The organism is Polaromonas sp. YR568, from assembly GCF_943372955.1.
Lineage (GTDB): Bacteria > Pseudomonadota > Gammaproteobacteria > Burkholderiales > Burkholderiaceae_C > Polaromonas.
Map to the genome: position 1 here is coordinate 484,556 of NZ_CALSAL010000001.1, position 25,248 is coordinate 509,803.

Here is a 25,248-nt window from a genome sequence, read left to right on the forward strand (position 1 = left end):
TCAGGTCAGGGCGTCCGCTTAAGGTACCCGCCGCAAAGGACCAAAGCAGGCCTGCAGCGATTCTGCCTTGCACACAATGAACTGGTCCTGCGCCGGGCTGAACTGGATGAAGCGCGTCACCGACTCTTCATTGCTGCCCTGCAGGTCGCCGTAGCAGTCGCGCTTGCCATTGGTCTGGGTGACGGTTTCCGTCAGTCGGTAAAAGCCGGCCGCGCTGGGCGAGCGGGTGACCTCGTAGTCACCGTTGGTGACTTGCTCCCCGCTGGTCGCCAGACGGCTGCCATTGGGCCGGTACTGCAGGGTTTCGCTGCAGGGCTTGCCGGGCAGGGTCCAGTTCCAGGTGCCGGTGAGGGGGTGCGCTGCAGCGGCGGATGCTGGCGCCGGCGCCGCGCGCGGGGTGCTTGGTGTCTGCGCGATGGCCTGACCGGCAGGCATCGCGAGCAGCCAGCACAGGCCGGCCAGCGTCGGCAGGCGGAGGGGGTTTTTCAGCACGGGGAGTTCTCACATCAAGGGCACGGTGTCCCGAAGGCCTGATTATGAAGAGTCAGGGCAGGATGTCAGCGACAAGGCCATCAGCCCATCAGTCGATAAAGCTGCGAGCCCATGAAAAAAGGGAGACGCCCTGAGGTCGTCTCCCTTGGTGCCAGCAGGCGGGAAGATTACTTCTTCATCTCGTCTTTTTTCATGGCGTCCTTTTTCATGCCGTCTTTGGCCATGGCATCTTTCTTCATGTCGTCTTTTTTCATCTCATCCTTTTTCATGGTGTCCTTACCGGCGGCGTCTTTGGTCATGGGGGCACCTGCGTGGCCTGCGGCCTGGGCCACACCAGCGCTGAGCAGAGCGGAGATGACGAGGAGTGCTTTCAAGTTTTTCATGGTTTTCCTGGGTTAAGAAGTTGGATTGATCAATCGCGAAAAAGACGATGACAGGCACCGCCATTGGGTTTGTCGCAACCTGACCCGGGTTCTTACAACCCTGACCAGGTCAGGGATTGCCAGACAAAGCCAAGCCGACCCCATTGATACGTGGCAACTGCGAGGGTGGATTCCGTGATACGGGAATACCCTTAAAAAATAACGCCAGAAGGCGGCCTAAAGCACCTTGCTGAGGAAGCGCCGGGTGCGCTCCTCTCGGGGCTGCTCCAGCACCTCGGCGGGCGAGCCGTCTTCGATGATCTGGCCTTCGTCAATGAACAGCACCCGGTTGGCTACCTGCCGGGCGAAGCCCATCTCGTGGGTCACCACCACCATGGTCATGCCTTCCTCGGCCAGCGCCTGCATGACGTTCAGCACCTCACCGACCATTTCGGGGTCAAGCGCCGAGGTGGGTTCGTCAAACAGCATGATGCGCGGCTGCATCGCCAATGCCCGGGCAATCGCCACGCGCTGCTGCTGGCCGCCCGAAAGCTGGTTCGGGTAGGCGTTGATTTTTTCGCTCAAGCCCACCTTGGCCAACAGCTCTTCGGCGCGTGCCTGCGCCTGGGCGGCGGTCAGGCCCCGCACCTTGGTGGGGGCCAGGGCGATGTTTTCGAGCACGGTCTTGTGCGGAAACAGGTTGAAGCGCTGGAACACCATGCCGATTTCGGAACGCAGCGCATCCACATCGGTTTTCGGGTCGTGGACCGAGATGCCGTTGACAAGCACCTCGCCGCCGCTGGCTTCCTCCAGCCCGTTCAGGCAGCGCAGAAAAGTGCTTTTGCCGCAACCCGACGGGCCAATGATGCAGACCACTTCCGAGGCGTTGATGGCGCAGTCGATGCCGCGCAGCACCGACACCTGGCCGAACTGCTTGGTCAGCCGGTTAACGCGAATCACCTCGTCCATAACGAGTCTCCAGTTGTTTGACAAGATAGGCGAGCCCCATGGTCAACACCCAGTACATGAGGGAAATGGTGAGGTAGGGCTCCCAGTAGCGGGAATAGGCGCCAGCCACGGTGCGGGCGGCATAGGCCAGTTCGGCGAGGCCGATGGCCGACACCAGTGACGAATCTTTCAGCAGCGCAATCGCGTTGTTGCCCAGCGGCGGCAGCATGCGGCGGAAGGCCTGCGGCAGCACCACGTGGTACATGGTGCGCGGGAAGGAGAGGCCCAGCGAGCGCGACGCCTCAACCTGCCCCTTGTCGATGGACTGGATGCCGGCCCGGAAGATTTCCGAGATGTAGGCACCGGCGTTCAGCGTCAACGCAACCACGCCCGACAGGAAGGCGCCGTAGTTCTGTTTGATGTGGCGGGCGGTTTCGCCAGAGATCAACAGGCCGTCCGACTGGTTGATGAACAGCGGCATCACCGCAAAGTGAATCAGCAGGATCTGTACAAAAAGCGGTGTGCCGCGGAAGAAGCTGACAAAAATGCCGGCCGGCCAGCGCAACAGGAAGCGGCACAGGTGTTTGGCCGGTGCGCGGCGCGATTCCGCCAGCCCGGCCAGACCCACCGCCAGCCCCAGCGCCGTGCCCTGGACGATGCAGATCGCCGTGATGGCCACAGTCATCTGCAGGCCTTGCCAGAACAGCGAGGCGTATTGCGCAATGATGTCGGCGCGGAACCAGCCGAACCAGAGGATTTGTTCCATGAGGAGATGTCAGGAGCTGAAGTTTCTGGGGAATGAGCGGCCCGGGAGGGCGCGGGTCGCGTGATGCGAGCCGCTGCCCATGCACCCAAGCAAGACCCGGGCCCCGATGGTACCGTGTGCCGCCGGCCTCTCGGGGTCGGGAAAGTCCTTGTGCCCTGGCAGGGCGCCCAGCCGGTACTCAGCCGTTATTTAGCCGGTGCGCAGGTGGGTGTTGAAGAAGGCGACGGTGCGTTCCCAGGCGAGCTTGGCAGCGGCTGCGTCGTAGCGCGGCGTGGTGTCGTTGTTGAAGCCGTGCTGCGTGCCCGGGTACTGGTGCGCGGTGTAGCGTGCGCCAGCGGCTTTGAGCGCCGCCTCGTAGGCGGGCCATGAAGCGTTGATGCGCTCATCCACGGCGGCAAAGTGGATCAGCAGCGGCGCCTTGACCTTCGCGGCTTCCTCGGGCGCCGGCTGGTTGCCGTAAAAAGGCACGGCGGCGCCCAGTCCGGGCAGCTGTGTGGCCAGCGTATGGGCCATGCCGCCGCCGTAGCAGAAGCCGACCACGCCGATCTTGCCGGTGCAGTCGCTGCGGCCCTGCAGGAAGGCTGCCGCCGCCAGAAAGTCCTGCCTGGCCTTGCTCTGGTCGAGCGTGGCGAACAGCTCGCGTGCCTTGTCTTCATTGCCGGGGTAGCCGCCGACCGGGGTCAGGGCATCGGGTGCGAAGGCCACGAAATTGTCCAGTGCCAGACGGCGGGTGATGTCTTCAATGTGCGGGTTCAGGCCCCGGTTTTCGTGAATCACCAGAACGCCGGGCAGCTTGCCGGTGGCGTTGGCCGGTTTGGCGAGATAGCCCTTCACGGTGCCGTTCCCGGCTGAGGAAGGGTAAGAGAGCATTTCGGTCGACAGGCGCTTGTCGTCCTTCGGGACCTGCTGGCCTGCCGCGAAGTTGGGGCTCAAGGCCGCCAGCAGGGCGCCGGCGCTCATGGTGGCAGTGGCAAATTTCTGGGCGCGCTCCAGAAAGCCGCGCCGGTCGATGGTGCCGTGCACGTAGGCGTCAAAAAGAATCAGCAGTTCCTGGTCAAAATCCTGGGCGGTCTTGCGGGTCATGTGAACTCCTTGCAAAGGTGCAGGATAGCAACCCTGCACCAGACAGGCAAAGCTGGGGCCATTAGACGGATGCTGTGCCCGAGCGCCATGACCGAACACCATGGCCGTCTGGCACCGGTACCGGGCACCCACAGGCCACGGATTTGCAATTTGCTACGAAAAACATAGCTGGGGATGTTGCTTTTGCGGCGATGCCGCAGCGTCCGGCGAGGCGCTGTCAGCGCCAAACCGTGCAAATCCTGCTTTAATGAGACACGGGGAGCAGCGCGGGATACGCGGGATGAGCGGGCTGACACACCAAAGGAGACAGCGATCTTGAATCTCTTGACATGGCTGATGGCTTTGGGCGGATTGCTGGTGGGTGCCGTGGCAGGCGCAGTGGCTTATGCGCTGTGGCTGCGAAGTGCCTCCAATGCGCGTTTGCGTCTGCCGCGCAAGTGGCCGCTGGGCGCCCGGGGCGTGGTGACCACCGACGAACACGAAGCGCTGAAATGGCTGCGCGGCGTCTTTCACGACCACCTGGTGATGGTCAAGATTCCGGTGCTTCGCTTCACGATTCCGCTGGAGCGCGACAAGGGCCGCACCGAAAGCGCCCGCTGGCTCGAAATGCTCAATGGCGTCTACACCACCTTCACGGTCTGCACGTCTGACGGCAAGGTGGTCGGCTGCGTCGATGTCATCGGCAAGCGCGGCCAGAGCAAGGCCAGCCGGGAGCTCAAGGAGAACCTGCTGTCCGATTGCGGCATTGCCTACACCACGGTGCGCAGCAGCCGTCTGCCCACGGGCGCCGCCATGCGCGCCGCCTTCCTCGGCGAGATGCCGGTCGAAATGACACAGGAAGCCCAGGAAACCCGCGGCGGCGACAGCGTCTTCCGCGCCGAACTCGATGCCTTCACCAAGCAGAAGATGAGGGACACCAAAGAGGCTGCCCTCAAGGAGCTCAACAAGGACGCGCAACGCGCGGCATCGGCACCGGCACAGCAGAACATCGGTTTCAACAGCCACGGCACAGGCAGCATCAAGTCGGCAGACCGCGACAGCGACGACCGCTTTGCCGTGCAGTGGGATGATTCCTTCATCCAGCCCCCCGAGACCCGGCCTGCCAAGCTGGAGTAGTTCCGCAGCATCTTGCGCCAGAATCCGTCTGTGAGCCGACTTGGACATACCCGCGAGAAGATTTACCGGACGGTGGCACGGCAGCTGCACGGTGTGGTGCCGTGCTGGGTGTGCGGCGAGCACGTGTTGCCTGAAGCGGCTACGCTGGAGCACATCCAGCCCCTGAGCGAGGGTGGCAACAGCCACCAGGACAACCTCGCCATCAGCCACGAAGTCTGCAACGGCCAGCGCCATGCCCGTGGGCCGGTTCCTGCATCGGCGGATCTGCCGGGTCGCGTCGCCCGGCGTGGCGTTGCCCCAACCAGAGCGGGCGATTGATGAGCTCTGGTGCCGCGTGGGCCGTCAGATGGCTGGACCGCTTCCTGTGCCGCCTGCTCGCTGCTGCTGCGTGGCTGGCCGTGGCGACTTGCAGCCTTCCCACTTTGGCGCAGACCACCCCGCTGTCGATTACGCAAGAGGGGCGCTACCTGCTGGCCCCCCACTTCAGTTATTTGCAGGACTCCGGCGGGCAGCTCACCCTGCAGGATGTGCTGCAGCCCGAAACCGGCGCGCGCTTTCAGACCGTGCAGCAAAGTGCGTCGGGTGCCAATTTCGGCCTCACCACATCGGCCATCTGGCTGCGGGTGAACCTGCAGACAGCGCCCGATTCCAAAGCCGACTGGATGCTGGAGCTGGCCTATCCGCCGCTGGACAGCGTGGTGCTTTATGCGCCCGACGGGCAGGGCGGCTACGCCCGTCAGGCGGGCGGTGACCTGCTGCCATTTGCCGACCGGCCTGTGGCACACCGCAACCATGTGTTTCCGGTGCGGCTTGCACCCGGCACAGCCAGCACGCTGTACCTGCGCATCCAGTCTGAAGGCACGGTGTCGGCGCCGGTACGGCTGTGGCAGCCAGCAGCGCTGTGGGCGCACGATCAGTACGAGTACGCGCTGCTCAGTTTGTACTTCGGGCTGCTGATCGGGCTGTTTCTCTACAACCTGCTGCTGTATTTTTCTGTGCGTGACCGGGCCTATCTGGTTTACGTGGCCTTTGTTGCCAGCATGGCGGTGGCGCAGGCTGCACTGACCGGGTTTGGAGCGCAGTTCCTGTGGCCCAACTGGCTGTGGTGGAACAGTGTGTCGCCGCCTGCAGGCATGTCCACCGCCGCGGTGTTCGGCATTCTTTTCGCTTGTACCTTTCTTTCGAGTCGGCAGACCATGCCGCGGCTCGATGGCTTGTTGCGTCTGCTGGGCGTCGGGTGGCTGCTCAGTTTGCTGGCAGCTCTGTTGTTGCCCTACGTGGTGTCGTCGTGGATGGTCACGGTGCTGGCGGTGTTGTCGGTGACGGCAGTGGTGTCGGTGGGCGTGCTCAGCCTGCGCCGGGGCCATCCGGGGGCCAAGTACTTTCTGGCGGCCTGGGCCCTGCTGCTGGTGGGGGTGGTCACGCTGTCGCTGCACAACACCGGTGTGCTGCCGTCCAATCTGCTGACGTCGAACGCACTGCTGATCGGCTCGGCCCTGGAGATGGTGGTGCTGTCGTTCGCGCTGGCAGACCGCATCAATGTGACGCGGCAGGAGAAGGAGCAGGCCCAGGCGCGGATTGTGGCCGAGCGGGCCATGGTCGACGCGCTGAGTGCCTCGCAGGAGAAGTTCCGCACCCAGCTCAAGGAGCGCGAGATGATTCTCGAGAACTCCATCGTGGGCATTGCCTTCCTCACGCCGGAAGGTCGCTTCCGCTGGGCCAACCAGGCGATGCTGCAGGTCTTTGGCACCGGCAGCGAGAACCTGACCTCGATGGAGCCGTTTTACCTCTCGCGGGAGGAATACATCCGGGTCGGTGGCGAGGTGGCCGCCTGTGCCAGCCGCGGCGAGAACTACGAAGCCGAAATCCAGGTGCGCCAGTACAACGGTACGCTGATCTGGGTGTCGCTGTCCGGCAAGGCGGTCAGTGGCCACGACCTGAGCCAGGGCACCGTCTGGGTGATCATGAACATCACACCGCGCAAGGAGCTGGAGGCGCAGCTGCGCCGCACCTCGTCAGAGCGGGAGGCCATTCTCAACACGGCGCTGGTGGGGATTGTGCTGTCGGTGGCACGGCGTCATGAGTGGGTCAACGAGAAGTTCGCGCAGATCATGGGCACCACACGCGAGGCGCTGATCGGTCAGAAATCCAGCTACATCCACCCCGACACCGCCACCTGGGAAGAATTTGGCCGCGAGGCCCGGGCCACTCTGATCGAGTCGGGCAGCTACATCAGCGAGCGGCAGCTCAAGCGTGCCAATGGACAGGTCTTCTGGGCGCAGATGGCCGGCAGCTGCATTCACCCGAACGACCCGGACTCCGGCGTGATCTGGACCTTTCTCGACATCACCGAGCGCAAGCAATCCGAAGAAGACACCCGCGAGGCGCTGGAGCAGCAGCGCGCGCTGAATGAATTGCGCACCCGCTTCGTGGCGATGACCAGCCATGAGTTCCGTACGCCGCTGGCCGGCATTCTGTCGGCTGAGGAGTTGCTCAGGCACTACGGCAACCGCTTGCCGGAGCCCGAGAAACTGGAGATTCTGGACAGCATTGCCGGGGGTGTGCAGCGCATGACGCGGATGCTCGACCGCGTGCTGCTGCTGGGCAAGGCCGACGCGCAACTGCTCGAGTTCGAGCCGCGCCAGGTCGAGCTGCGGGGCCTCTGCCAGGAGTGGCTGGAAGAGGCGCGCATGCAGCAACCAGACAGCCTCTGCGAGCTGGAACTGGACTACACCAGCAGTGTGCAGTCAGGCCTGTTTGACGACCGCCTGCTAAGGCATATTTTTGGCAATTTGCTGTCTAACGCGGTGAAGTATTCGCCGCTCGGCGGAACCGTGCGCCTGAGCGTCTTTGATGAGGGAAGCGAGGTGGTGATGGAGGTGTCCGATCAGGGCATCGGCATCCCGGAGGAAGAGATTCCCCATCTCTTCGAGTCCTTCCACCGCGCCAGCAATGTGGGCGGGATTCAAGGCACAGGCCTTGGGCTGGCGATTGTGAAGAACGCGGTGGAGTGTCACGGCGGTCGGATCGCCGTGCGCAGTGCCGCCGGGGAGGGCAGTACCTTTTCAGTTCGCCTGCCGCGCCGGTAAGGCGTGTCAATCGCCGTTGCCGGGCTCTTCCTCTTCTTCGGTGAGGAAGCCACCGCTCTGGTGGGCCCACAGCCGGGCGTACAGGCCGCCGCTGGCGAGCAGGCTGCGGTGGTCACCTTCTTCAACAATGCGGCCCTGATCCAGCACGATCAGCCGGTCCATGGCCGCGATGGTCGAGAGGCGGTGGGCAATGGCGATCACGGTCTTTCCGTGCATCAAAGTGTTGAGGCTGCTCTGGATGGCGACTTCGACCTCTGAATCGAGTGCGCTGGTGGCCTCGTCCAGCAGCAGGATGGGGGCGTCCTTGAGCATCACCCGGGCAATCGCAATGCGCTGGCGCTGGCCGCCTGAGAGCTTCACGCCACGCTCACCGACATGGGCGTCATAGCCACTGCGCCCGTGCGGATCGGTCAGGTGCGCGATGAAGCCATCGGCCTCGGCCCGCTCTGCGGCGGTCTGCATCTCGGCCTCGGTCGCTGCTGGCCGGCTGTAGGTGATGTTGTCGCGCACCGAGCGGTGCAGCAAAGAGGTGTCCTGCGTCACCATGCCGATGTGGCTGCGCAGGCTGTCCTGCGTGACTTGCGAGATATCCTGCCCGTCAATCAGGATGCGCCCGGCATCGAGTTCGTGAAAGCGCAGTAGCAGGTTCACCAGCGTGGACTTGCCAGCGCCGGAGCGGCCAATAAGGCCGATCTTTTCACCCGGCTTCACGGTAAGCGTGAGGCCGTCAATAACCCGTTGACCCTTGCCGTAGCTGAAGCCGATGTTTTCAAAGCGCACTTCGCCGTGGGGCACCTGTAGCAGCGAGGCATCGGGTTTGTCTTCAATCACGCGCGACCGCGACAGGGTGTTGATGCCGTCCTGCACCGTGCCCACGCTTTCGAACAGGCTGGTCGCCTCCCACATGATCCAGTGCGACATGCCTTGCAGGCGCAGCGCCATCGCGGTGGCCGCTGCCACTGCACCGGCGCCCACCTGGCCGTCGCTCCAGAGCCAGAGCGAGGTGCCGGCCATGCCGAGGATCAGGCCCATGCTGAGCGCATGGTTGACGATTTCGAAGCTGCTCACCAGCCGCATCTGGCGGTGGCCTGTTTTCATGAACTCCTGCATCGCCGAGCGGGCAAAAGCGGCTTCGCGGTGGGTGTGGGAGAACAGCTTGACGGTGGTGATGTTGGTGTAGGCGTCGGTGATGCGCCCGGTCATCAGCGAACGGGCATCGGCCTGCTGCTTGCTGATGCGGCCCAGGCGCGGCACGAAAAACCACAGCGACGCGATGTAGAGCGCCAGCCATATCAGGAAGGGCGCCACCAGTTTCAAATCAAATGCGGCTGCCAGCACCGTCATGGTGGCCACGTACACCACCATGGCCACCATCACATCGGCCAGCACAAACAGCGTGTCACGCACAGCCAGGGCCGTCTGCATGACCTTAGTGGTCAGCCGGCCGGCAAACTCGTCCTGGTAGAAAGCCATGCTCTGGCCCAGCATCAGCCGGTGAAAGTTCCAGCGCAGGCGCATCGGGAAATTGATGGCAATCGTCTGGTGCTTGACGATGGTCTGCAGCGCGACCACGGCCACGCTGCCGACCACCAGCGCCGCCAGCCACTGCAGCGTGTGGCCGTGGTCCAGCCACAGCCGGGCAGGTTCGGCCTTGGCCAGCCAGTCAACGATGCGGCCCAGCATGGCGAACAGCAGCGCTTCAAACGCGGCGATGAGGCCCGACAGCAGTGCCAGCGCTAGGATGTAGCCGCGCGCGCCCTGGCTGCAAGCCCATAGAAAGGCGACAAAGTGCTTCGGGGGCAGCGTCGGCTCCGCCTCAGGATAGGCGTGCAGCAGCTTCTCAAACTTGCTGAAAACGGGCATGCGAACAGATCGGTGGTCGGACTTGGCGCTCAGGCGACCCGGACGACTTCCAGCAGGCGGTCCAGACCACCGCTGTTGATCGCCACCATGGCCTGCTCACGCACCCGCGGCTTGGCGTGGTAGGCCACCGACAGACCGGCCACACCCATCATCGGCAGATCGTTGGCGCCATCGCCCATGGCAATCGCCTGACGTGGCTCAATGCCCAGCAGGGTGCAGGTTTCCAGTAGCATGCGGCGCTTTTCCTCACCGTCGCAGATGTCGCCCCAGGGCTGGTCGACCATGCGGCCCGTCAGCTCGCCATGGGCGACTTCCAGCACGTTGGAGCGGGTGTAGTCGATGCCCAGTTCGTCACGGATGCGGTCGGTGAAAAACGTGAAGCCGCCGCTGACCAGCAGTACCTTCATGCCGGCCTTCTTGCAGGCGCGTACCAGCTCGGCCGCGCCGGGGTTGAGTTTCAGGCGCTCGCGGTACACCTGCTCCATGCTTTTCACGCTGACGCCCTTGAGCAGGGCGACGCGCTGGCGCAGGCTTTCCTTGTAGTCGGTGATCTCGCCGCGCATCGCGGCCTCGGTGATCGCAGCGACTTCCGCCTTGCGGCCCGCAGCGTCGGCAATTTCGTCCACACATTCGATGTTGATGAGGGTGGAATCCATGTCGAAGGCGATCAGCTTGAAGTCGCTGAGCGCGCGCGCAGGCACAGCGGTGTTGACGACAAGACCGGGGGAGATTTCAGCAGCAGTCATGCAGGGGTGGCTTCCGTGGTGGGTTGTCCGAGTGAGCGCAGGACGTCGCGCACCATCTGGGCGCGGTCCTTGGGTTCTGGCAGTTCGCGCTCGATGCGCAGCTTGTCGTTGCCGGCCAGTTTGATGTGCCGGTTTTTCTGGATCAGGTGCATGATCGCCATCGAGTCGATGGGCGGGTCTTTCCTGAAGGTGATGTTGATCATGCCCGGGGCGGCATCGACCTTGACCACGCCGTAAGGCCGCGCGATGACGCGCAGGCGGTGCACGTCGATCAGCGTCTGGGCCTGCGGCGGCAGCTTGCCAAAGCGGTCCACAATTTCTTCCAGCAGCGCGTCGATCTGGTCGGTGTTTTTCGCGGTGGCCAGCTTTTTGTAGAACGACAGGCGCAGGTGCACATCGCCGCAGTAGTCGTTGGGCAGCAGGGCCGGGGCGTGCAGGTTGATCTCGGTGGTCACGCTCAGCGGCGACAGCAGATCGGGCTCGCGGCCCGCCTTGAGCGAGGCCACGGCTTCGCTGAGCATTTCGTTGTAAAGCTGAAAGCCCACCTCCAGCATGTTGCCGCTCTGGTTCTCGCCCAGCACCTCGCCGGTGCCGCGGATTTCCAGATCGTGCATGGCCAGGTAAAAGCCGGAGCCGAGTTCCTCCATCTGCTGAATCGCTTCAAGCCGCTGGCTGGCCTGCTTGGTCAGGCCCTCAATGTCCGGCACCATCAGGTAGGCGTAGGCTTGGTGGTGGCTGCGGCCCACACGGCCACGCAACTGGTGCAACTGGGCCAGGCCGAACTTGTCGGCACGGCTCATGACGATGGTGTTGGCGCTGGCCACGTCGATGCCGGTCTCAATGATGGTCGAACACAGCAGCAGGTTGTAGCGCTGGGCCACGAAGTCCTTCATGACCTTTTCCAGCTCGCGTTCGGGCATCTGGCCGTGCGCCACGGCGATGCGCGCTTCGGGCAGGATTTCTTCCAGCTTCTGGCGGCGGTTCTCGATGGTCTCGACCTCGTTGTGCAGGAAGTACACCTGCCCGCCACGCTTGAGTTCGCGCAGCACCGCTTCGCGGATCACGCCATTGCTTTCGCTGCGCACAAAGGTCTTGATGGCGAGGCGACGCTGCGGGGCGGTGGCAATCACGCTCAGGTCGCGCAGGCCTTCCAGTGCCATGCCCAGCGTGCGGGGAATCGGCGTGGCGGTCAGCGTGAGCACATCGACTTCGGCGCGCATGGCTTTCATGGCCTCCTTGTGGCGCACGCCAAAGCGGTGCTCCTCGTCGATGATGAGCAGGCCCAGGCGCTGGAACTTCACATCCTGGCTCAGCAGCTTGTGGGTGCCGACGACGATGTCCACCGTGCCATTGGCCAGCCCCTTGATCGCAGCGGTGATTTCCTTGCCGGAGCGAAAGCGGCTCATCTCGGCCACTTTCACCGGCCACTTGGCAAAGCGGTCCACCAGCGTCTGGTAGTGCTGCTCGGCCAGCAGCGTGGTGGGTGCGAGAAGGGCCACCTGCCTGCCGCCGGTGACGGCAATGAAGGCCGCGCGCAGGGCGACTTCGGTCTTGCCAAAGCCGACGTCGCCGCAGACCAGCCGATCCATCGGTCGCGGGCTGATCATGTCCTGGATCACTGCGTGGATGGCGGCGCGCTGGTCGGCGGTTTCTTCAAAGCCAAAGTCGTTGGCAAAGGTTTCATAGTCGCCCGGCGAGTAACGGAATGCATGGCCTTCGCGCGCGGCGCGGCGTGCATAGATATTGAGCAGCTCGGCCGCCGAGTCGCGAATCTGTTCGGCCGCCTTGCGCTTGGCCTTTTCCCACTGGCCGCTGCCCAGCTTGTGCAGGGGGGCCTCGTCGGCGCTGACGCCGGTGTAGCGGCTGATCAGGTGCAGCTGGCTGACCGGCACATACAGCGTCGCCTTGTCGGCGTATTCGAGGTGCAAAAACTCCTGCAGCAGGGGGGTGCCGTCTTCGTTGACGCCCTGACCGAGGTCCATGTTGATCAGGCCCCGGTAGCGGCCAATGCCGTGGGCGCTGTGCACCACCGGGTCGCCGACGTTGAGCTCGGAAAGATCCTTGATCAGCGCTTCAACATCGCTGACCTGTTCCTGCTTCTTGTTGCGGCGGCGGGTGGTGATGCCAGCCGCGAACAGCTCGGTCTCGGTGACGAAGTCAATCCCAGGCTCCAGCCAGCTGAAGCCGGTGTTCAGCGCCGCGGTGGCAATGCCCAGCTTTTCATCGCTGGCAACGAACTCCTGCAGCGACTCAAAGGCCGGTGGGTTGACATTGCTGGCGCGCAGGAAGTCCAGCAGGCTCTCGCGCCGGCCATCGCTTTCGGCCAGCACCAGCACGCGGTGGGCGGTGTTGCGGGCATGGCTTTTGAAGCGGGCCAGCGGATCTTCGGCGCCGCGCACCACGGCCATCTCGTCCAGCTTGTGGAACTGGGCGTTGTCGGCAACGTCTTCCACGCCGGCGCGAATCGCCAGCTGGGCGTAGTCGTTGGCGCGTGAATAGAACTGCTCTGCGGTCAGGAACAGCGACTCGGGCGGCAAGGCCGGGCGGTCAGGTGCGTCGCGTACCAGGCGGTAACGGTCTTTGGTGTCCTGCCAGAAGCGCTGGAAGGCGGGCTCCAGGTCACCATGCAGGACCACGGTGGCGCTGTCGCCGAGGTAATCAAACACCGTGGCCGTTTCGTCAAAAAACAGCGGCAGGTAGTACTCGATACCGGCGGTGGCCACGCCGTTACCCATGTCCTTGTAAATGCGGCTGCGGGTCGGGTCGCCGTCGAGCAGTTCGCGCCAGCGGCTGCGAAAGCGCGTACGCGCGTCGTCGTCCATCGGAAATTCGCGGCCGGGCAGCAGGCGCACTTCGGGCACCGGGTAGAGGCTGCGCTGGCTGTCCGGGTCGAAGGTGCGGATGCTGTCGATCTCGTCGTCAAACAGGTCCACACGGTAGGGCACCAGCGAGCCCATCGGGAACAGGTCAATCAGCCCGCCACGCACTGCGTACTCGCCGGGACTCACCACTTGCGTGACGTGGCTGTAGCCTGCCAGTGTCAACTGCGCCTTCAGCCGCGCCTCGTCGAGCTTCTGCTTGACCTTGAACTGGAAGGTGTAACCCGCCAGGAAGGCCGGCGGCGCCAGCCGGTACAGCGCGGTGGTGGCCGGCACGATGACCAGATCCGCGCCGGTGTCCTTGTCGCGCTGCTGGATGCGCCACAGCGTGGCCAGCCGCTCGCTGATCAGGTCCTGGTGCGGCGAGAAGGTGTCGTAGGGCAATGTTTCCCAGTCGGGGAACAGCGCGCAGCGCAGATCGGGCGCAAAGAAGGCCAGTTCGTCCATCAGCCGCTGGGCCGTCGTCGCATCGGAGGTGACGATGGCCGTGAGCTTGCCTGCTGCCTTCTCGCGCTGTCCCAGCTGGGCCAGCAGCAGGGCGTCTGCAGAACCCGCAGGTTGCGGCACCGTGTAGCGTTTGCCGGTGGTGAGGAGGGGAAGTGGCATGAACAGGGGCGAGGGAGCGAAAACGATGAAAAAAGAATGACAAAAACGATTACAGAAACGAAACGGCAAAAGACAGACACCCCAAACCGGCTGGAATGGGGTGTCTGCAATGCCTAAGCACCGATTTTAGAATCTATGATGAACTCATGACGACAAGCAGCGCAAATTCCCGCAATTCAGGGCCTCCCCGCTTTTTTGCGCTGATTCCGTGTGCCGGACAAGGCAGCCGTGCCGGTTCGCCGGTTCCCAAGCAATACCAGCCGGTGGCAGGGCGTGCCGTGGTGCTGCACACGCTGGCAGCCTTTGCCGGCGTACGTCGGCTGGCCCGCACCCTGGTGGTGGTGGCACCCGGCGATGTGTTTTTCAAAGACCAGCCATCGGCAGGTTTTGAGGTGGCCGATTGCGGCGGCGCCACCCGTGCGGCCAGTGTGCTGGGCGGGCTGCGCCAGCTGCTCAGCGATGGTGCGCAGCCCGGTGACTGGGTGCTGGTGCACGACGCCGCGCGCTGCCTGATTACCCCGGAGCAGATCGACCAGCTGATGGACGCCTGTTCTGACGACGAGGTGGGCGGCCTGCTGGCGCACAAGCTGCCCGACACACTGAAAAGCGAAACCGCAGGCCGTGTGCGCCAGACGATTGACCGCAGCGACAAGTGGCTGGCCCAGACGCCGCAGATGTTCCGTATCGGCCTGCTGGTTCAGGCCGTGGAGCAGGGCGGTGTCGCTGTGACCGACGAGTCGAGCGCGATGGAGGCCATGGGTCTGGCGCCCCGGCTGGTACCCGGCAATGCGCAGAACTTCAAGCTCACCTACCCGGAAGACTTCGCGCTGGCCGAAGCCATCCTCCTGCACCGTGCCTACCTGAGCGCGCTGGCTACCAAGGCTGCCAAGAAAGTGTCCTGATGACCGCAGAAACGAATTTTTCACCCCCCACCTGGCGCATTGGCGAAGGCTGGGATACCCATGCCTTGGTGCCCGGGCGCAAGCTCATCATCGGTGGCGTGGAGATTCCGCACACCACCGGCTTGCTGGGCCATTCCGACGCTGACCTGCTGCTGCACGCCATCACCGATGCCTTGCTCGGCGGGGCGGGGCTGGGCGATATCGGCACCCATTTCCCCGACACCGACCCGCGCTTCAAGGGCGCAGATTCGGTGGTGTTGCTGCAGGAAGCTGCGCGCCTAGTGGCGGCTCAGGGGCTGCGCATCGGCAACATCGACAGCACCGTGATCGCCCAGGCCCCCAAGCTGGCGCCGCACATTCCGGCGATGTGCACGCGGATTGCGCAAGCGCTGGGGCTGGAAGTGAATCGGGTGAACGTGAAGGCCAAAACTGCCGAGAAGATGGGTCCTGTCGGCGAGGGGCTCAGCATGGAGGCCCGGGCGGTGGTGTTGTTGTACTGAGCTGACAGCGAGCACCCGCAGGGCCGTCGAGAGGCCGGGCTGCCTCAGCTGCGGCGCAGCTTGATATGCGCTGCCAACCCGCCCGATCCGGTGTTCGCCAAACCGAACACGCCACCCATGCGCTGGATGGTTTTCTCCACAATCGCCAAGCCCAGGCCGGCACCCGTGGCGGCGGTACGCGCGGCATCGCCCCGGAAGAAAGGGCGCGTCAGCTTGGCCAGCGTTTCGGGCGCCACGCCCATGCCGTGGTCGCGTACCTTGATCAACACCCACTGATCGCGTCCCTTGGCAGCGATGTCCACCAGCGCAATGCCGGTCTCGGGTGTTTTGCCGTAGCGACGGGCGTTTTCCAACAGGTTGGAGATCACCCGGGACAGCTCCACCTCGTCTGCCAGCACACCCATGTCGGGCGGAATACTCACATTGACCCGCATGTCTTCGTAGTCGGCCACCGCATACACCGCGGCTTCCACAACGGCGTTGAGTGACACGCGCTCCAGCAGAGGGGGCTCGGGACGGGCGTAGTCGAGGAACTTGTCGATGATGGCGTCGAGCTGTGAAATGTCGGCCGCCATGTGCTCGCGTGCGTCGGCATCGGCCACGCTCATTTCGGTTTCGAGACGCAGTCGTGCCAGCGGTGTGCGCAGGTCGTGCGAGATGCCGGCCAGCATGATGACGCGGTCCTGCTCGATTTTCGACAGCTGCTCGGCCATCCGGTTGAAGCCGATGTTGACCTCGCGAATCTCGCTGGTGGCAACCCGTTCGTCCAGCAGGCTGGCATCGAAATCACCATCGCGCATGCGGCTCGCCGCAAACGACAGTTGCTTGAGCGGCCGGTTGATCAGCCGCGCAATGAAGGCCGCGCCTGCCAGAGAAAGTGCGGCGGCAATGATCAGCCAGATGATCCAGGTGCTGCCTCTGGCAGGGCCAATTTTTGAAGGATCGGTCAACAGCCAGTAGGAGTCGCCTTCGATGGAAAAGCCGACCCACAGGCCTTTTTGCCCGTTGACCGCACTGGCCACCACCGTGCCCGGTCCAAGGCGTATCTTGAGTTCTTCGGCTGTGCGTTCATCAAACGCATCGTTGATGTTGGGGTCGAACTGGTCTTTGGGTTCGCGCGGCGTGATGCGCACCCGTTCTTCCTCAGCAAGCGTCTTGATCAGCGACACCCGTGCAATCGAGTCGGAGTAGCGCAGCGCCGCACGACTCAGGTTGACGAGCGACGCCAGTTGCTGGGCGTTCTGGATGGCGCGTGGCTCGGATTCCAGCGCACGGAAGGTCTGCAGCCAGGCGACGATGGAGCCAAACAACAGCAGGGAGAGGAAGAAAAACGTCCGCCAGAACAGGCTGATGCCGCGCCGCGGGCGCATCTCCAGCGGGGCGGGAGCGGTTTCAAGATTGGCTGGGCCGGTGGCGTCCATGGAACCTAGGTTTGTACCCGAAGATGCACTCGAAGATGCAATCGAAGAAGAAGGCCGCGTGTGCGGCCTGATGACATCCGTTGAAACTGCCAGCGCAGGACGGCTGTTGGCAGGATGTCAAACGCGTCCGGTGTCAGTTGGTGCCGTCCGGCACAAACACATAGCCAATGCCCCACACCGTCTGGATGTAGCGCGGCACGGCCGCGTCCACCTCGATCAGCTTGCGCAGGCGTGAGACCTGCACGTCGAGGCTGCGGTCAAAAGGCTCGAACTCGCGTCCGCGCGCCAGCTGCGCCAGCTTCTCGCGCGACAGCGGCTGGCGCGGATGGCGAACCAGGGTCTTGAGCATGGCGAATTCACCGGTGGTCAATGGCAGCTCTTCGCCGTTCTTGTGAAGGGTACGCAGGCCCATGTCGAACGAGAAAGGCCCGAAGGTAATCACTTCCTGATCGCTCGATGGTGCACCCGGCACCTCGGCTGCGGGGCGGCGACGCAGCACCGCATGGATGCGGGCCAGCAACTCTCGGGGATTGAAGGGCTTGGCGAGGTAGTCGTCAGCGCCGACTTCCAGACCCACGATGCGGTCCACATCTTCGCCCTTGGCGGTGAGCATGATGATGGGGGTGCGGTCGTTCGCAGCACGCAGACGCCGGCAGATGGACAGGCCGTCTTCACCGGGCATCATCAGGTCCAGCACGATCAGGTCCACGGCATCGCGCAGCATGATGCGGTTCAGCGCCTTGCTGTCTTCGGCAAGGATGACTTCAAAACCTTCCTGAGACAGATAGCGGCGCAGCAAGTCGCGGATGCGCGCGTCGTCGTCGAGGATCAGGATTTTGTCGGCACGGGCGTTGGGTTGGGCTTGGGTCATGGTGATCTGGTAATTTGTAACAGAGCCATTTTGAGGGCGGAAAACGCGAAATGTCTCATTTTTCAGTCACTTTGACATACTGTTACATAACTTGCCGCGATGCGCTGTCCTGTGCGAAAGCGCACATGAGAGCTTTGCAATGCCGTGAAAAAATGGCGATCAAAGTGTGTTTTTGTGCGCGCGTCAGTGCGTCGCATCGGCAGCCGTTTGGCGTTAGCGCTATTGATGAGACGGGCGGAGTGTGATGCAGAGTTGCGCCCCCTGCTTCAGGGCGAGCTCATCGGACTACGGATGGCGGATGGCATCGGTCTTTGACGGCTGGTGCACTGTGATCTCTTCAGGCCATGACCGGCATGCGGACAATGGCCGTTTCCATATTTTTTCAAGGGTTGCATTCCATGACTGTTCAACAAATGATGGCTGCAGGGGCTGTGTGCCTGGCGGCCTTTTCCATGTCGGCTCGCGCGCAGACCGCGAGTGCAGAGCCGCTGCGTAATGTGGCCCAGCTGTCGGCGACGGGCTCGGTCGAAGTCCAGCAGGACCTGCTCACTTTGTCGATGAGCACCACCCGCGACGGAGCGGATGCTGCTGCTGTGCAACTGCAGCTCAAGCAGGCGCTGGACGCCGCATTGCAACTGGCCAGACAGGCCGCATCGCCGGGCCAGATGGATGTGCGCACCGGCAATTTCAGCCTGTACCCGCGCTATGGCAAGGACGGCAAGATCAATGGCTGGCAGGGTAGTGCCGAACTGGTGCTGGAGGGCAAGGACTTTCCGCGCATCACCGGCACGGCAGGAAAAATCCAGACGCTCTCGATTGCCAATGTGGGTTTCGCTCTCAGCCGAGAGCAGCGCGCCCGGGTCGAGGCCGATGCGCAAGCACAGGCCATCGAACGCTTCAAGCTCAAAGCCACCGAGATTGCCCGCGGCTTCGGCTTTGGCGGCTACACGCTGCGCGAGGTGTCGGTGGCTGCCAATGACCAGGGCTACACGCCACGGCTGCGGGTGATGGCGATGCAGGCCAAGTCAGAAATGTCGGACATGGCGCCGCCGGTCGAAGCGGGCAAAAGCACGGTGTTGGTCACCGTGTCCGGATCGGTCCAGATGAAGTAGCCGTGGGCGGGCTTCTTGAGTGCTGAGCAGCTCCAGAGCGGCTCAGGCCCGTAGTTGCAAAAACCGGGGCCGCAGCCAGTCGTACACCCAGTTGAAAGCCATGGTGTAGGGCACGAAGAACAGCACCAGCCCCAGGTCCAGCAGCAGGGCTTGCCACAGGCCCATGTCCAGCCACCAGGCAATCAGCGGCACCGTCAGCAGCACCAGGCCCAGCTCGAACAGCCCGGCATGAGCAACGCGCGCGCCGAAGTTTCGCCTGAAGTGCCAGGCCCGTTCGGCACGGTCGAAAAGAATGTTGAACACCATGTTCCAGCCCATGGCGATCAGCGAGATCGCCAGCGTGAGCAGGCCCATGTCCACGACGGGGCGGTCGATCAGCAAGGCGCCGAGTGGCGCGCAAATTGCAATCGCCAGCACTTCAAAGGCCAGCGCGTGCAGGAAGCGTTCGGAGGTGGTCTTGGGAGCGGTTGTGGCGGCAGTCATGGCGAATCAAGGCATCGGGGCATTGCAACGTCAGGCGACGTCACCCTTATCGTACCTTCAGCCGTTCAGGCCCCCAGAAACGCGCTGGGCCCGCCATGCGTTGATTCATGGCGGGCCCAGCCCGGTCAATCACCTGGACTCCCGTGCGCTTTGCCCGCGCCCGGAAGGTCAGGCGTCAGCCCGATCAGAAGCGGTAGCGCAGACCCAGTGTGGTGGCGCTGACGCGGTCACGGCCACCGCCTGCGAACTTCAGGTCGTGGTTGTCGTACTGGAGCACGGCCGACAAGGCAGGCGTGAACAGGTATTCAGCGCCGATGCCGTAAGACAGCCCGAAGCCGCTTTCATTGCCCGCCGTGATGCCGGAACCTGGTGCCGACGACACGCTGGTACGGCCATAGGTGGCGCCGACCTTGCCCAGCAGATTGAATGAAGTCGCCACTGGCAGGCGACCGATCAGGCTGAAGTTGATGCCCTGTGCCTTGGTGTTGCCACCGCCGCGCGAGATGCTGCCGAAATCGGTGTAGCCCAGCTCGGCGCCAAAGTTGTTGTTGAAATAGCTGCCGGCGGTCACGCCGATGGCACGGTCTTTTTTCTCCGACGAGAACACGCCTGTGCCGCCGCCTACCGAGAAGTTGGACTGGCCGGCATTGAGGCCGACATAGCTGGAGCCTGGTCCATAGAGGCTGTAGTCAGAGCCGAGGCGGGTGGTCGTCTGTGCCTGTACGGCAGTGGCTGCGCCCAAAGCCATCAGTGCTGCTGCGGCAGTCATGCCGATCAGGCGCTTTGAAAACTTGCGGGATGGCTGTGTCATGTGGAGTCTTTCATTGGATCGTGCGTACGGCGGGCGCTGCACGTGTTTACAGATGAATGGACTGTAGGTGGCACTCCGTCCACTCGCTGTAGTCACCGCCGACGCATTTTTGTAGGACATCCCTTAAGCCTGTAAAGCTTTGCTAAAGAATGAGACCTTACTCTGGGGCGATGCCTGCGCGAAGGGAGTAGATTGCGTGCCTGAGTGCCGTGCGGTGTGCCACTTTTCGAGGGCGACTTCGCGGGCGACAATCACCCCATGAATCTGCCTTTACGTCATTTGCCTGGCTCCACTGCGGTGGTACTCGATTCGCCGCACAGCGGCACGGTCTATCCGGCAGACTTTGCCTATGCCTGCGATCTCGCGGCGCTCCGCACCGCAGAAGACACCCATGTCGAGAAGTTGTATGACTTTGCACCAGCCCTTGGCGTGCACTGGGTGGAGGCGCTGTTTCCGCGCAGCTATCTGGATGCCAACCGGAACGTCACCGAGGTCGATGTGTCCCTGCTCGACGGGCCCTGGACAGGGCCTGTGGAAACCGACCCAAAGGTGCTCTCCAAGGTGCGTCTGGGCAAGGGGCTGATCTGGCGCACCACCGACGACGGCATTCCCATCTACACGCGCCAGCTCAGCGTGACAGAGGTCGAGGCACGCATTGCGCGGTGCTGGCAGCCCTACCATCTTGCGGTGTCGCAGGCCATTGAGGCGGCGCATGCGCTGCGCGGCTACAACATCCACATCAATTGCCATTCGATGCCTGCCGTGGCGTCCAGCCACGCCACCGAATTCCCGGGGGAGGCGCACGCCGATTTTGTTGTCGGCGACCGAGAGGGCACCACGGCCAGCCCGGCGCTGTCGCAGCTGGTGTGTGCGCATCTGACGGCACAGGGTTACAGCGTGTCATACAACCATCCCTACAAAGGGGTAGAACTGGTACGCCGCTACGGTGACCCAACCCGCCATCGGCACAGCATCCAGCTGGAGATCAACCGCAAGCTTTACATGAACGAGCGTACGCTGGAGATGACGCCTGAGGCGCCCGCGCTCAAAGCCGCGCTTCGGTCGCTGGTGGAGCTGTTGCTGGCGACCGATCCACGTCAGTTGTAAGCCTGCGCCCGGGCACGCGCGGCGCTCCTTGCGGGTGCCGGCGCATGGAGATAATTCTGTAACCCTGTCCTGTCTGGCTGCCCATGATCACTTTCTTCAACGACCAACATCCGGCACACGCACCGCAACACGAGTTCTACCGCGGCGAGCGTGTGCCTTGTTTCGAAACACCGGCCCGCGCCGAACACGTGAAGGCCAGCCTGTTGGCCCGTGGCCATGCCTTGCGTGCACCGGATGTCGACAGTCGCGCCTTGCTGGGGCAGATTCATTCAGCCCGTTACCTGCACTTTCTGGAGCATGCCTGGCCCCGCTGGTTGGCGCTGGAGGCCGGCAATGAGTCGCGCCAGCCTTTCCCCTCGGTCTGGCCGGTGCGCACGCTGCGCAGCGATGTGGAGCCAGTCAACTTCATCGCGCAGCTCGGCCTGTATTCGATGGATAACGGCACGCCGATGTCTGCTGGCAGCTGGGCTGTGGCCAAGGCCGGTGCGGATGCGGCGGCAAGTGCTGCAGCGGTGTTGTCTGCCGGCACCGCTGGCGTGCGAGGCGTCTTCAGTTGCACCCGCCCGCCGGGGCACCATGCGGGGGCCGACTTCATGGGCGGCTACTGCTTTCTGAACAACGCCGCAGTGGCGGCCCAAACCTTGCGTAACGCCGGCGCGAAGCGGGTGGCGGTGCTGGACGTGGACTACCACCACGGCAACGGCACGCAGAGCATTTTTTACGACCGCGCCGATGTGCTGTTTGTGAGCCTTCACGGCGACCCGCTGACCGAGTACCCGTTCTATCTCGGCCACGCCGACGAGACCGGTGAAGGGGAGGGGGCAGGCTTCAACCTGAACCTGCCGCTGGCGGCGGGCTGCACGGCTGCCCAGTGGTTTGAGGCGCTGGAAGTGGCTTGCCAACGCATCGCGGGCTACGGCGGCGATGCCCTGGTGGTGTCGCTGGGGCTGGATACCTTTGCCGAAGACCCGATCTCGAAATTTGCCCTGCTGGCCAGTGACTTCAGTCGTCTGGGTGAGCGTATCGGTCAACTGGGTTTGCCGACGGTGTTCGTGCTCGAGGGGGGTTATGCCGCTGCCGAGCTGGGCACCAACGCCGTGAATGTGATTGAAGGCTTCGAGGGCTGCTGATGGACCAGATCGATTGCGTGGTGGTGGGTGCGGGTGTGGTGGGGCTCGCGGTGGCACGGGCGCTGGCGCTGCAGGGCCGCGAGGTGATGGTGCTGGAGGCGGCAGACGCGATTGGTACCGGTACCAGTTCGCGCAACAGCGAAGTCATCCACGCCGGCATCTACTACCCGCAGGGTTCGCTGAAGGCCACGTTATGCGTCGAAGGCAAGGCCCTGCTCTACGACTACTGCGAAGCACGCGGCGTGGGCTACCGGCGCTGCGGCAAACTGATTGTGGCCACCAGCGAAGCGCAGGTGGCGCAGTTGCAGGGCATCGTGGTCAAGGCCGCAGCCAATGGCGTGCCTGATCTGGTGCTGCTCTCAGCGGAGCAGGCGCGGGCGATGGAGCCGAACCTTGCTTGTGTGGCCGCGGTTCATTCCCCAAGCACCGGCATTGTGGACAGCCATGCGCTGATGCTGGCGCTTCAGGGCGATCTGGAAAATGCAGGCGGCATGGTGGTGCTGAACTCGCCTTTGCGGCAAGCCGTGTGCGGCGCGGACACCATCACGCTGATCGCCGAAGACGGCACCGAACTCGCCGCCCGCACCGTTGTCAACGCGGCAGGGCTGAGGGCGCAGGCATTGGCGCAACGCTTTGTCGGGCTGGACGCGGCGCATGTGCCGCCCAGCTACTTTGCCAAAGGGAACTACTTCGCACTGGCGGGCCGCTCGCCTTTCAGCCGGCTGATCTATCCAGTGCCCGAGGCTGCAGGGCTGGGCGTTCACCTGACGATTGATCTGGGTGGTCAGGCCAAGTTTGGCCCGGATGTGGAATGGGTGGCGTCACCGGACGATCTGGTGGTGAACCCCGCGCGCGGCGACGCGTTTTATGCCGAGGTGCGCAAGTACTGGCCCGGTTTGCCCGACGGCGCACTGCTGCCAGGATACGCAGGCATCCGGCCCAAGCTGCAGGCGCCCGGCGAGCCGGCCTGCGACTTTCTGATCCAGGGCCCTGCGATGCATGGCGTGCCTGGCCTTGTCAACCTGTTTGGCGTGGAGTCGCCCGGCCTCACCAGTTCACTGGCCATCGGGCAGTACGTCAGCCGGATGCTGGCGTCAACTTGAAAGTTGGGCGGGGACTTACTGGGCGACCCAGCCGCCGTCCATGTTCCACGCCACGCCGCGCACGTTGTTGCCGGCCTCCGAGCAGAAGAAAACGGCCAGTGCGCCCAGCTCTTCCGGCGTGGTGAACTGCATCGAGGGCTCTTTCTCTCCCAGCAGTTGCTGCTTGGCCGCTTCGTTGGAAATACCGCCTGCCGCAGCACGTGCATCCACCTGCTTTTGCACCAGTGGTGTCAGCACCCAGCCGGGGCAAATCGCATTGCAGGTGACGCCGGTGGTGGCGTTTTCCAGTGCAGTGACCTTGGTCAGGCCCACGATGCCGTGTTTGGCCGCCACATAAGCTGACTTTTCCGGCGAACCGACCAGGCCATGGGCCGAGGCAATGTTGATGATGCGGCCCCAGCCCTTGCCGCCGTCCGCCGCAAGCATGGCCGGCAATGCGAGGCGCGTGGCGTGGAAGGCGCTGCTCAGGTTGATGGCAATCACCGCGTCCCACTTTTCGACCGGAAAATTCTCAATACGGGCCACGTGCTGGATGCCGGCGTTGTTGACCAGAATGTCCACGCGCCCGAACTGGGCGGCGGCGAATTTCATCATGTCCTCAATCTCACCGGGCTTGCTCATGTCAGCGCCGTGGTAGGCCACCTTCACGCCCATCGCCGTGATTTCGGCCTTGGGGCCTTCCACGTCGCCAAAACCGTTGAGCACAATGTTTGCGCCCTGCGCCGCGAGCGCCTTGGCAATGCCCAGGCCGATACCGCTGGTGGAACCTGTGACGAGTGCTGTTTTGCCTTTGAGCATGATGAGTCTCCGTATGATTTACGATGGACGAACCGGGCACCGGCGGCGAGGCTGACAAAGCCGCGCCACCCATACCCTGATATTTTCTTTTTTCATTATCCCGCCCGCACCGGCGGCCCACCTGACGATGACCGAACCTACGCTGAACTACGTAAGCTGCCCTGATGCGAACGGCGGCCACTGCATGGCCTATTGGCAATGGGGCAACCCGCAGTCTGTGCATGTGGTGGTGTGTGTGCACGGTCTGTCGCGACAGGGCCGCGACTTCGACGTACTCGCCCGGGCTTTGTGCGACCAGGCGGCATCACGCCCCGGCGGCATTCGCGTGGTCTGCCCCGATGTGGTGGGACGCGGCGAGAGCGACTGGCTCAAGGACCCGATGGGCTACCAGATACCGACCTACGCCGGCGACATGGTGGCCTTGCTCGCCCAGCTGAACCAGGCTGCGCCCATCGGCGAACTGGATTGGGTCGGTACCAGCATGGGTGGTTTGATTGGTCTGGCCGTTTGCGGACACCCCGGTTTGCCGCTGCCCGTGCCTGTGCGACGCCTGGTGCTCAACGACGTGGGTCCAGTGATCCAGTGGCAGGCGCTGGTGCGCATTGGCACCTACCTGGGCAAGGCCGGGCACTTTGGGTCGGTGCAGCAGGCAGCTGACGCGATGTGGGCCATCTCGACCGGGTTCGGCCCCCATACGCCTGAGCAATGGTTGGCGCTGTCGCAACCGATGGTTAGGTCGGTCGAGGGGGCGCCGGGCCAGTGGCGCCTGCATTACGACCCTGCCATTGCCGTGCCGTTTGCGCAGGCCAATGAGGCCTCGGCCGCCAAAGGGGAAGCCAGCCTCTGGCAGCTCTATGACAACGTCACGGCACAGACCCTGCTGGTGCGCGGACAGCTCTCTGACCTGCTCAGCCATGAGACGGCCCAGGCCATGACCCAGCGCGGCCCGCGTGCCCGTCTGGTGGAGTTTGCCGGCGTGGGCCATGCGCCAACGCTGATCCCCAGCGACCAGCTGGCCGCAGTCACCGGGTTTTTGCTGAACTAGTTTTGGATTGAGTTG

Annotated in this window: 23 protein-coding genes; 10 read left to right on the forward strand and 13 right to left on the reverse strand. The window is 63.6% G+C overall.

Going from position 1 to position 25,248, the window contains the following annotated elements:
• Positions 1–18: 18 nt before the first annotated feature.
• The 5 genes from AAG793_RS02275 to AAG793_RS02295 all read right to left on the reverse strand — a co-directional run bounded on the left by AAG793_RS02275 (position 19) and on the right by AAG793_RS02295 (position 3,651).
• On the reverse strand, positions 19–492 hold the full coding sequence (locus tag AAG793_RS02275) for a hypothetical protein (RefSeq protein WP_341903459.1): 474 nt from the start codon (positions 490–492) through the stop codon (positions 19–21).
• A 167-nt stretch (positions 493–659) separates the two neighbouring features.
• Positions 660–875 (reverse strand): pentapeptide MXKDX repeat protein, encoded by a 216-nt coding sequence (locus AAG793_RS02280; protein ID WP_341903462.1) that lies wholly within the window; start codon positions 873–875, stop codon positions 660–662.
• A 216-nt stretch (positions 876–1,091) separates the two neighbouring features.
• A complete protein-coding gene (locus AAG793_RS02285; RefSeq protein ID WP_341905369.1) occupies positions 1,092–1,814 on the reverse strand; it encodes an amino acid ABC transporter ATP-binding protein in 723 nt (240 codons plus the stop codon).
• Positions 1,801–2,568 (reverse strand): amino acid ABC transporter permease, encoded by a 768-nt coding sequence (locus tag AAG793_RS02290; protein WP_341903466.1) that lies wholly within the window; start codon positions 2,566–2,568, stop codon positions 1,801–1,803. Before AAG793_RS02290 ends, AAG793_RS02285 begins: the two co-directional genes overlap by 14 nt.
• A gap of 189 nt (positions 2,569–2,757) precedes the next feature.
• A complete protein-coding gene (locus AAG793_RS02295) occupies positions 2,758–3,651 on the reverse strand; it encodes a dienelactone hydrolase family protein (protein ID WP_341903470.1) in 894 nt (297 codons plus the stop codon).
• Between the two features lie 315 nt (positions 3,652–3,966).
• Between AAG793_RS02295 and AAG793_RS02300 the strand changes: the two genes are divergently transcribed.
• The 3 genes from AAG793_RS02300 to AAG793_RS02310 are packed head-to-tail and all read left to right on the forward strand — an operon-like array spanning position 3,967 to position 7,856.
• The gene (locus tag AAG793_RS02300) at positions 3,967–4,767 is read left to right on the forward strand and encodes a DUF2726 domain-containing protein (protein ID WP_341903475.1); all 801 of its coding nucleotides are present in this window, start codon (positions 3,967–3,969) and stop codon (positions 4,765–4,767) included.
• Between the two features lie 30 nt (positions 4,768–4,797).
• On the forward strand, positions 4,798–5,085 hold the full coding sequence (locus AAG793_RS02305; protein ID WP_341903478.1) for an HNH endonuclease signature motif containing protein: 288 nt from the start codon (positions 4,798–4,800) through the stop codon (positions 5,083–5,085).
• The gene (locus tag AAG793_RS02310; RefSeq protein ID WP_341903481.1) at positions 5,085–7,856 is read left to right on the forward strand and encodes a 7TM diverse intracellular signaling domain-containing protein; all 2,772 of its coding nucleotides are present in this window, start codon (positions 5,085–5,087) and stop codon (positions 7,854–7,856) included. The genes AAG793_RS02305 and AAG793_RS02310 overlap by 1 nt, the downstream gene beginning before the upstream one ends.
• 6 nt (positions 7,857–7,862) lie before the next feature.
• Here the strand turns inward: AAG793_RS02310 and AAG793_RS02315 are convergent, their stop codons facing one another.
• Genes AAG793_RS02315 through mfd form a run of 3 tightly spaced genes read right to left on the reverse strand, consistent with a single transcriptional unit; the run spans position 7,863 to position 13,950 of the window.
• A complete protein-coding gene (locus AAG793_RS02315; protein ID WP_341903484.1) occupies positions 7,863–9,719 on the reverse strand; it encodes an ABC transporter ATP-binding protein in 1,857 nt (618 codons plus the stop codon).
• A 29-nt stretch (positions 9,720–9,748) separates the two neighbouring features.
• On the reverse strand, positions 9,749–10,465 hold the full coding sequence (serB, locus tag AAG793_RS02320) for a phosphoserine phosphatase SerB (RefSeq protein ID WP_341903486.1): 717 nt from the start codon (positions 10,463–10,465) through the stop codon (positions 9,749–9,751).
• Positions 10,462–13,950: a transcription-repair coupling factor gene (gene mfd / locus AAG793_RS02325; RefSeq protein ID WP_341903488.1), complete on the reverse strand. Its 3,489-nt coding sequence runs from the start codon at positions 13,948–13,950 to the stop codon at positions 10,462–10,464. The genes serB and mfd overlap by 4 nt, the downstream gene beginning before the upstream one ends.
• A 146-nt stretch (positions 13,951–14,096) precedes the next feature.
• Here mfd and ispD point away from each other — a divergent pair, with 146 nt between their 5' ends.
• Together ispD and ispF are read left to right on the forward strand one after the other, a co-directional pair.
• A complete protein-coding gene (gene ispD, locus AAG793_RS02330) occupies positions 14,097–14,852 on the forward strand; it encodes a 2-C-methyl-D-erythritol 4-phosphate cytidylyltransferase (protein WP_341903492.1) in 756 nt (251 codons plus the stop codon).
• Complete coding sequence (gene ispF, locus AAG793_RS02335; RefSeq protein ID WP_341903496.1) at positions 14,852–15,352, forward strand: 2-C-methyl-D-erythritol 2,4-cyclodiphosphate synthase; 501 nt, start codon at positions 14,852–14,854, stop codon at positions 15,350–15,352. Before ispD ends, ispF begins: the two co-directional genes overlap by 1 nt.
• Before the next feature lie 44 nt (positions 15,353–15,396).
• Here ispF and AAG793_RS02340 read toward each other — a convergent pair whose 3' ends face one another.
• Positions 15,397–16,773: an ATP-binding protein gene (locus AAG793_RS02340; RefSeq protein WP_341903498.1), complete on the reverse strand. Its 1,377-nt coding sequence runs from the start codon at positions 16,771–16,773 to the stop codon at positions 15,397–15,399.
• Positions 16,774–16,906: 133 nt separating this feature from the next.
• The gene (ompR, locus tag AAG793_RS02345; protein WP_341903501.1) at positions 16,907–17,644 is read right to left on the reverse strand and encodes a two-component system response regulator OmpR; all 738 of its coding nucleotides are present in this window, start codon (positions 17,642–17,644) and stop codon (positions 16,907–16,909) included.
• A gap of 398 nt (positions 17,645–18,042) precedes the next feature.
• Between ompR and AAG793_RS02350 the strand changes: the two genes are divergently transcribed.
• Complete coding sequence (locus AAG793_RS02350) at positions 18,043–18,756, forward strand: SIMPL domain-containing protein (protein WP_341903504.1); 714 nt, start codon at positions 18,043–18,045, stop codon at positions 18,754–18,756.
• Between the two features lie 42 nt (positions 18,757–18,798).
• On the opposite strand, the gene AAG793_RS02355 is transcribed toward AAG793_RS02350, so the two are convergent.
• Together AAG793_RS02355 and AAG793_RS02360 are read right to left on the reverse strand one after the other, a co-directional pair.
• Positions 18,799–19,239, reverse strand: coding sequence for a multidrug/biocide efflux PACE transporter (locus tag AAG793_RS02355; RefSeq protein ID WP_341903507.1), 441 nt, complete (start codon positions 19,237–19,239; stop codon positions 18,799–18,801).
• Positions 19,240–19,423: 184 nt separating this feature from the next.
• Positions 19,424–20,050, reverse strand: a complete 627-nt coding sequence (locus tag AAG793_RS02360; RefSeq protein ID WP_341903510.1) for an outer membrane beta-barrel protein — start codon at positions 20,048–20,050, stop codon at positions 19,424–19,426.
• A 258-nt stretch (positions 20,051–20,308) separates the two neighbouring features.
• On the opposite strand from AAG793_RS02360, the gene AAG793_RS02365 reads away from it, so the two are divergent.
• From AAG793_RS02365 to AAG793_RS02375, 3 genes are all read left to right on the forward strand, one after another.
• Positions 20,309–21,157, forward strand: coding sequence for an N-formylglutamate amidohydrolase (locus AAG793_RS02365; RefSeq protein ID WP_341903513.1), 849 nt, complete (start codon positions 20,309–20,311; stop codon positions 21,155–21,157).
• A gap of 83 nt (positions 21,158–21,240) precedes the next feature.
• Complete coding sequence (locus AAG793_RS02370; protein ID WP_341903516.1) at positions 21,241–22,287, forward strand: histone deacetylase family protein; 1,047 nt, start codon at positions 21,241–21,243, stop codon at positions 22,285–22,287.
• On the forward strand, positions 22,287–23,390 hold the full coding sequence (locus AAG793_RS02375) for an NAD(P)/FAD-dependent oxidoreductase (RefSeq protein ID WP_341903519.1): 1,104 nt from the start codon (positions 22,287–22,289) through the stop codon (positions 23,388–23,390). The genes AAG793_RS02370 and AAG793_RS02375 overlap by 1 nt, the downstream gene beginning before the upstream one ends.
• 15 nt (positions 23,391–23,405) lie before the next feature.
• On the opposite strand, the gene AAG793_RS02380 is transcribed toward AAG793_RS02375, so the two are convergent.
• Positions 23,406–24,188: a 3-hydroxybutyrate dehydrogenase gene (locus tag AAG793_RS02380; protein ID WP_341903521.1), complete on the reverse strand. Its 783-nt coding sequence runs from the start codon at positions 24,186–24,188 to the stop codon at positions 23,406–23,408.
• Between the two features lie 127 nt (positions 24,189–24,315).
• On the opposite strand from AAG793_RS02380, the gene AAG793_RS02385 reads away from it, so the two are divergent.
• A complete protein-coding gene (locus AAG793_RS02385; RefSeq protein WP_341903525.1) occupies positions 24,316–25,233 on the forward strand; it encodes an alpha/beta hydrolase in 918 nt (305 codons plus the stop codon).
• The last annotated feature ends 15 nt before the right edge of the window (positions 25,234–25,248 follow it).

Excerpts from the sequence above, each read along its gene's own strand:
- AAG793_RS02280 (WP_341903462.1), bottom strand. The coding sequence starts at position 875 with ATGAAAAACTTGAAAGCACTCCTCGTCATCTCCGCTCTGCTCAGCGCT.
- AAG793_RS02290 (WP_341903466.1), bottom strand. The coding sequence starts at position 2,568 with ATGGAACAAATCCTCTGGTTCGGCTGGTTCCGCGCCGACATCATTGCG.
- AAG793_RS02295 (WP_341903470.1), bottom strand. The coding sequence starts at position 3,651 with ATGACCCGCAAGACCGCCCAGGATTTTGACCAGGAACTGCTGATTCTT.
- AAG793_RS02310 (WP_341903481.1), top strand. The coding sequence starts at position 5,085 with ATGAGCTCTGGTGCCGCGTGGGCCGTCAGATGGCTGGACCGCTTCCTG.
- AAG793_RS02315 (WP_341903484.1), bottom strand. The coding sequence starts at position 9,719 with ATGCCCGTTTTCAGCAAGTTTGAGAAGCTGCTGCACGCCTATCCTGAG.
- serB (WP_341903486.1), bottom strand. The coding sequence starts at position 10,465 with ATGACTGCTGCTGAAATCTCCCCCGGTCTTGTCGTCAACACCGCTGTG.
- mfd (WP_341903488.1), bottom strand. The coding sequence starts at position 13,950 with ATGCCACTTCCCCTCCTCACCACCGGCAAACGCTACACGGTGCCGCAA.
- ispD (WP_341903492.1), top strand. The coding sequence starts at position 14,097 with ATGACGACAAGCAGCGCAAATTCCCGCAATTCAGGGCCTCCCCGCTTT.
- ispF (WP_341903496.1), top strand. The coding sequence starts at position 14,852 with ATGACCGCAGAAACGAATTTTTCACCCCCCACCTGGCGCATTGGCGAA.
- AAG793_RS02340 (WP_341903498.1), bottom strand. The coding sequence starts at position 16,773 with ATGGACGCCACCGGCCCAGCCAATCTTGAAACCGCTCCCGCCCCGCTG.
- ompR (WP_341903501.1), bottom strand. The coding sequence starts at position 17,644 with ATGACCCAAGCCCAACCCAACGCCCGTGCCGACAAAATCCTGATCCTC.
- AAG793_RS02350 (WP_341903504.1), top strand. The coding sequence starts at position 18,043 with ATGACTGTTCAACAAATGATGGCTGCAGGGGCTGTGTGCCTGGCGGCC.
- AAG793_RS02355 (WP_341903507.1), bottom strand. The coding sequence starts at position 19,239 with ATGACTGCCGCCACAACCGCTCCCAAGACCACCTCCGAACGCTTCCTG.
- AAG793_RS02360 (WP_341903510.1), bottom strand. The coding sequence starts at position 20,050 with ATGACACAGCCATCCCGCAAGTTTTCAAAGCGCCTGATCGGCATGACT.
- AAG793_RS02365 (WP_341903513.1), top strand. The coding sequence starts at position 20,309 with ATGAATCTGCCTTTACGTCATTTGCCTGGCTCCACTGCGGTGGTACTC.
- AAG793_RS02370 (WP_341903516.1), top strand. The coding sequence starts at position 21,241 with ATGATCACTTTCTTCAACGACCAACATCCGGCACACGCACCGCAACAC.
- AAG793_RS02375 (WP_341903519.1), top strand. The coding sequence starts at position 22,287 with ATGGACCAGATCGATTGCGTGGTGGTGGGTGCGGGTGTGGTGGGGCTC.
- AAG793_RS02380 (WP_341903521.1), bottom strand. The coding sequence starts at position 24,188 with ATGCTCAAAGGCAAAACAGCACTCGTCACAGGTTCCACCAGCGGTATC.
- AAG793_RS02385 (WP_341903525.1), top strand. The coding sequence starts at position 24,316 with ATGACCGAACCTACGCTGAACTACGTAAGCTGCCCTGATGCGAACGGC.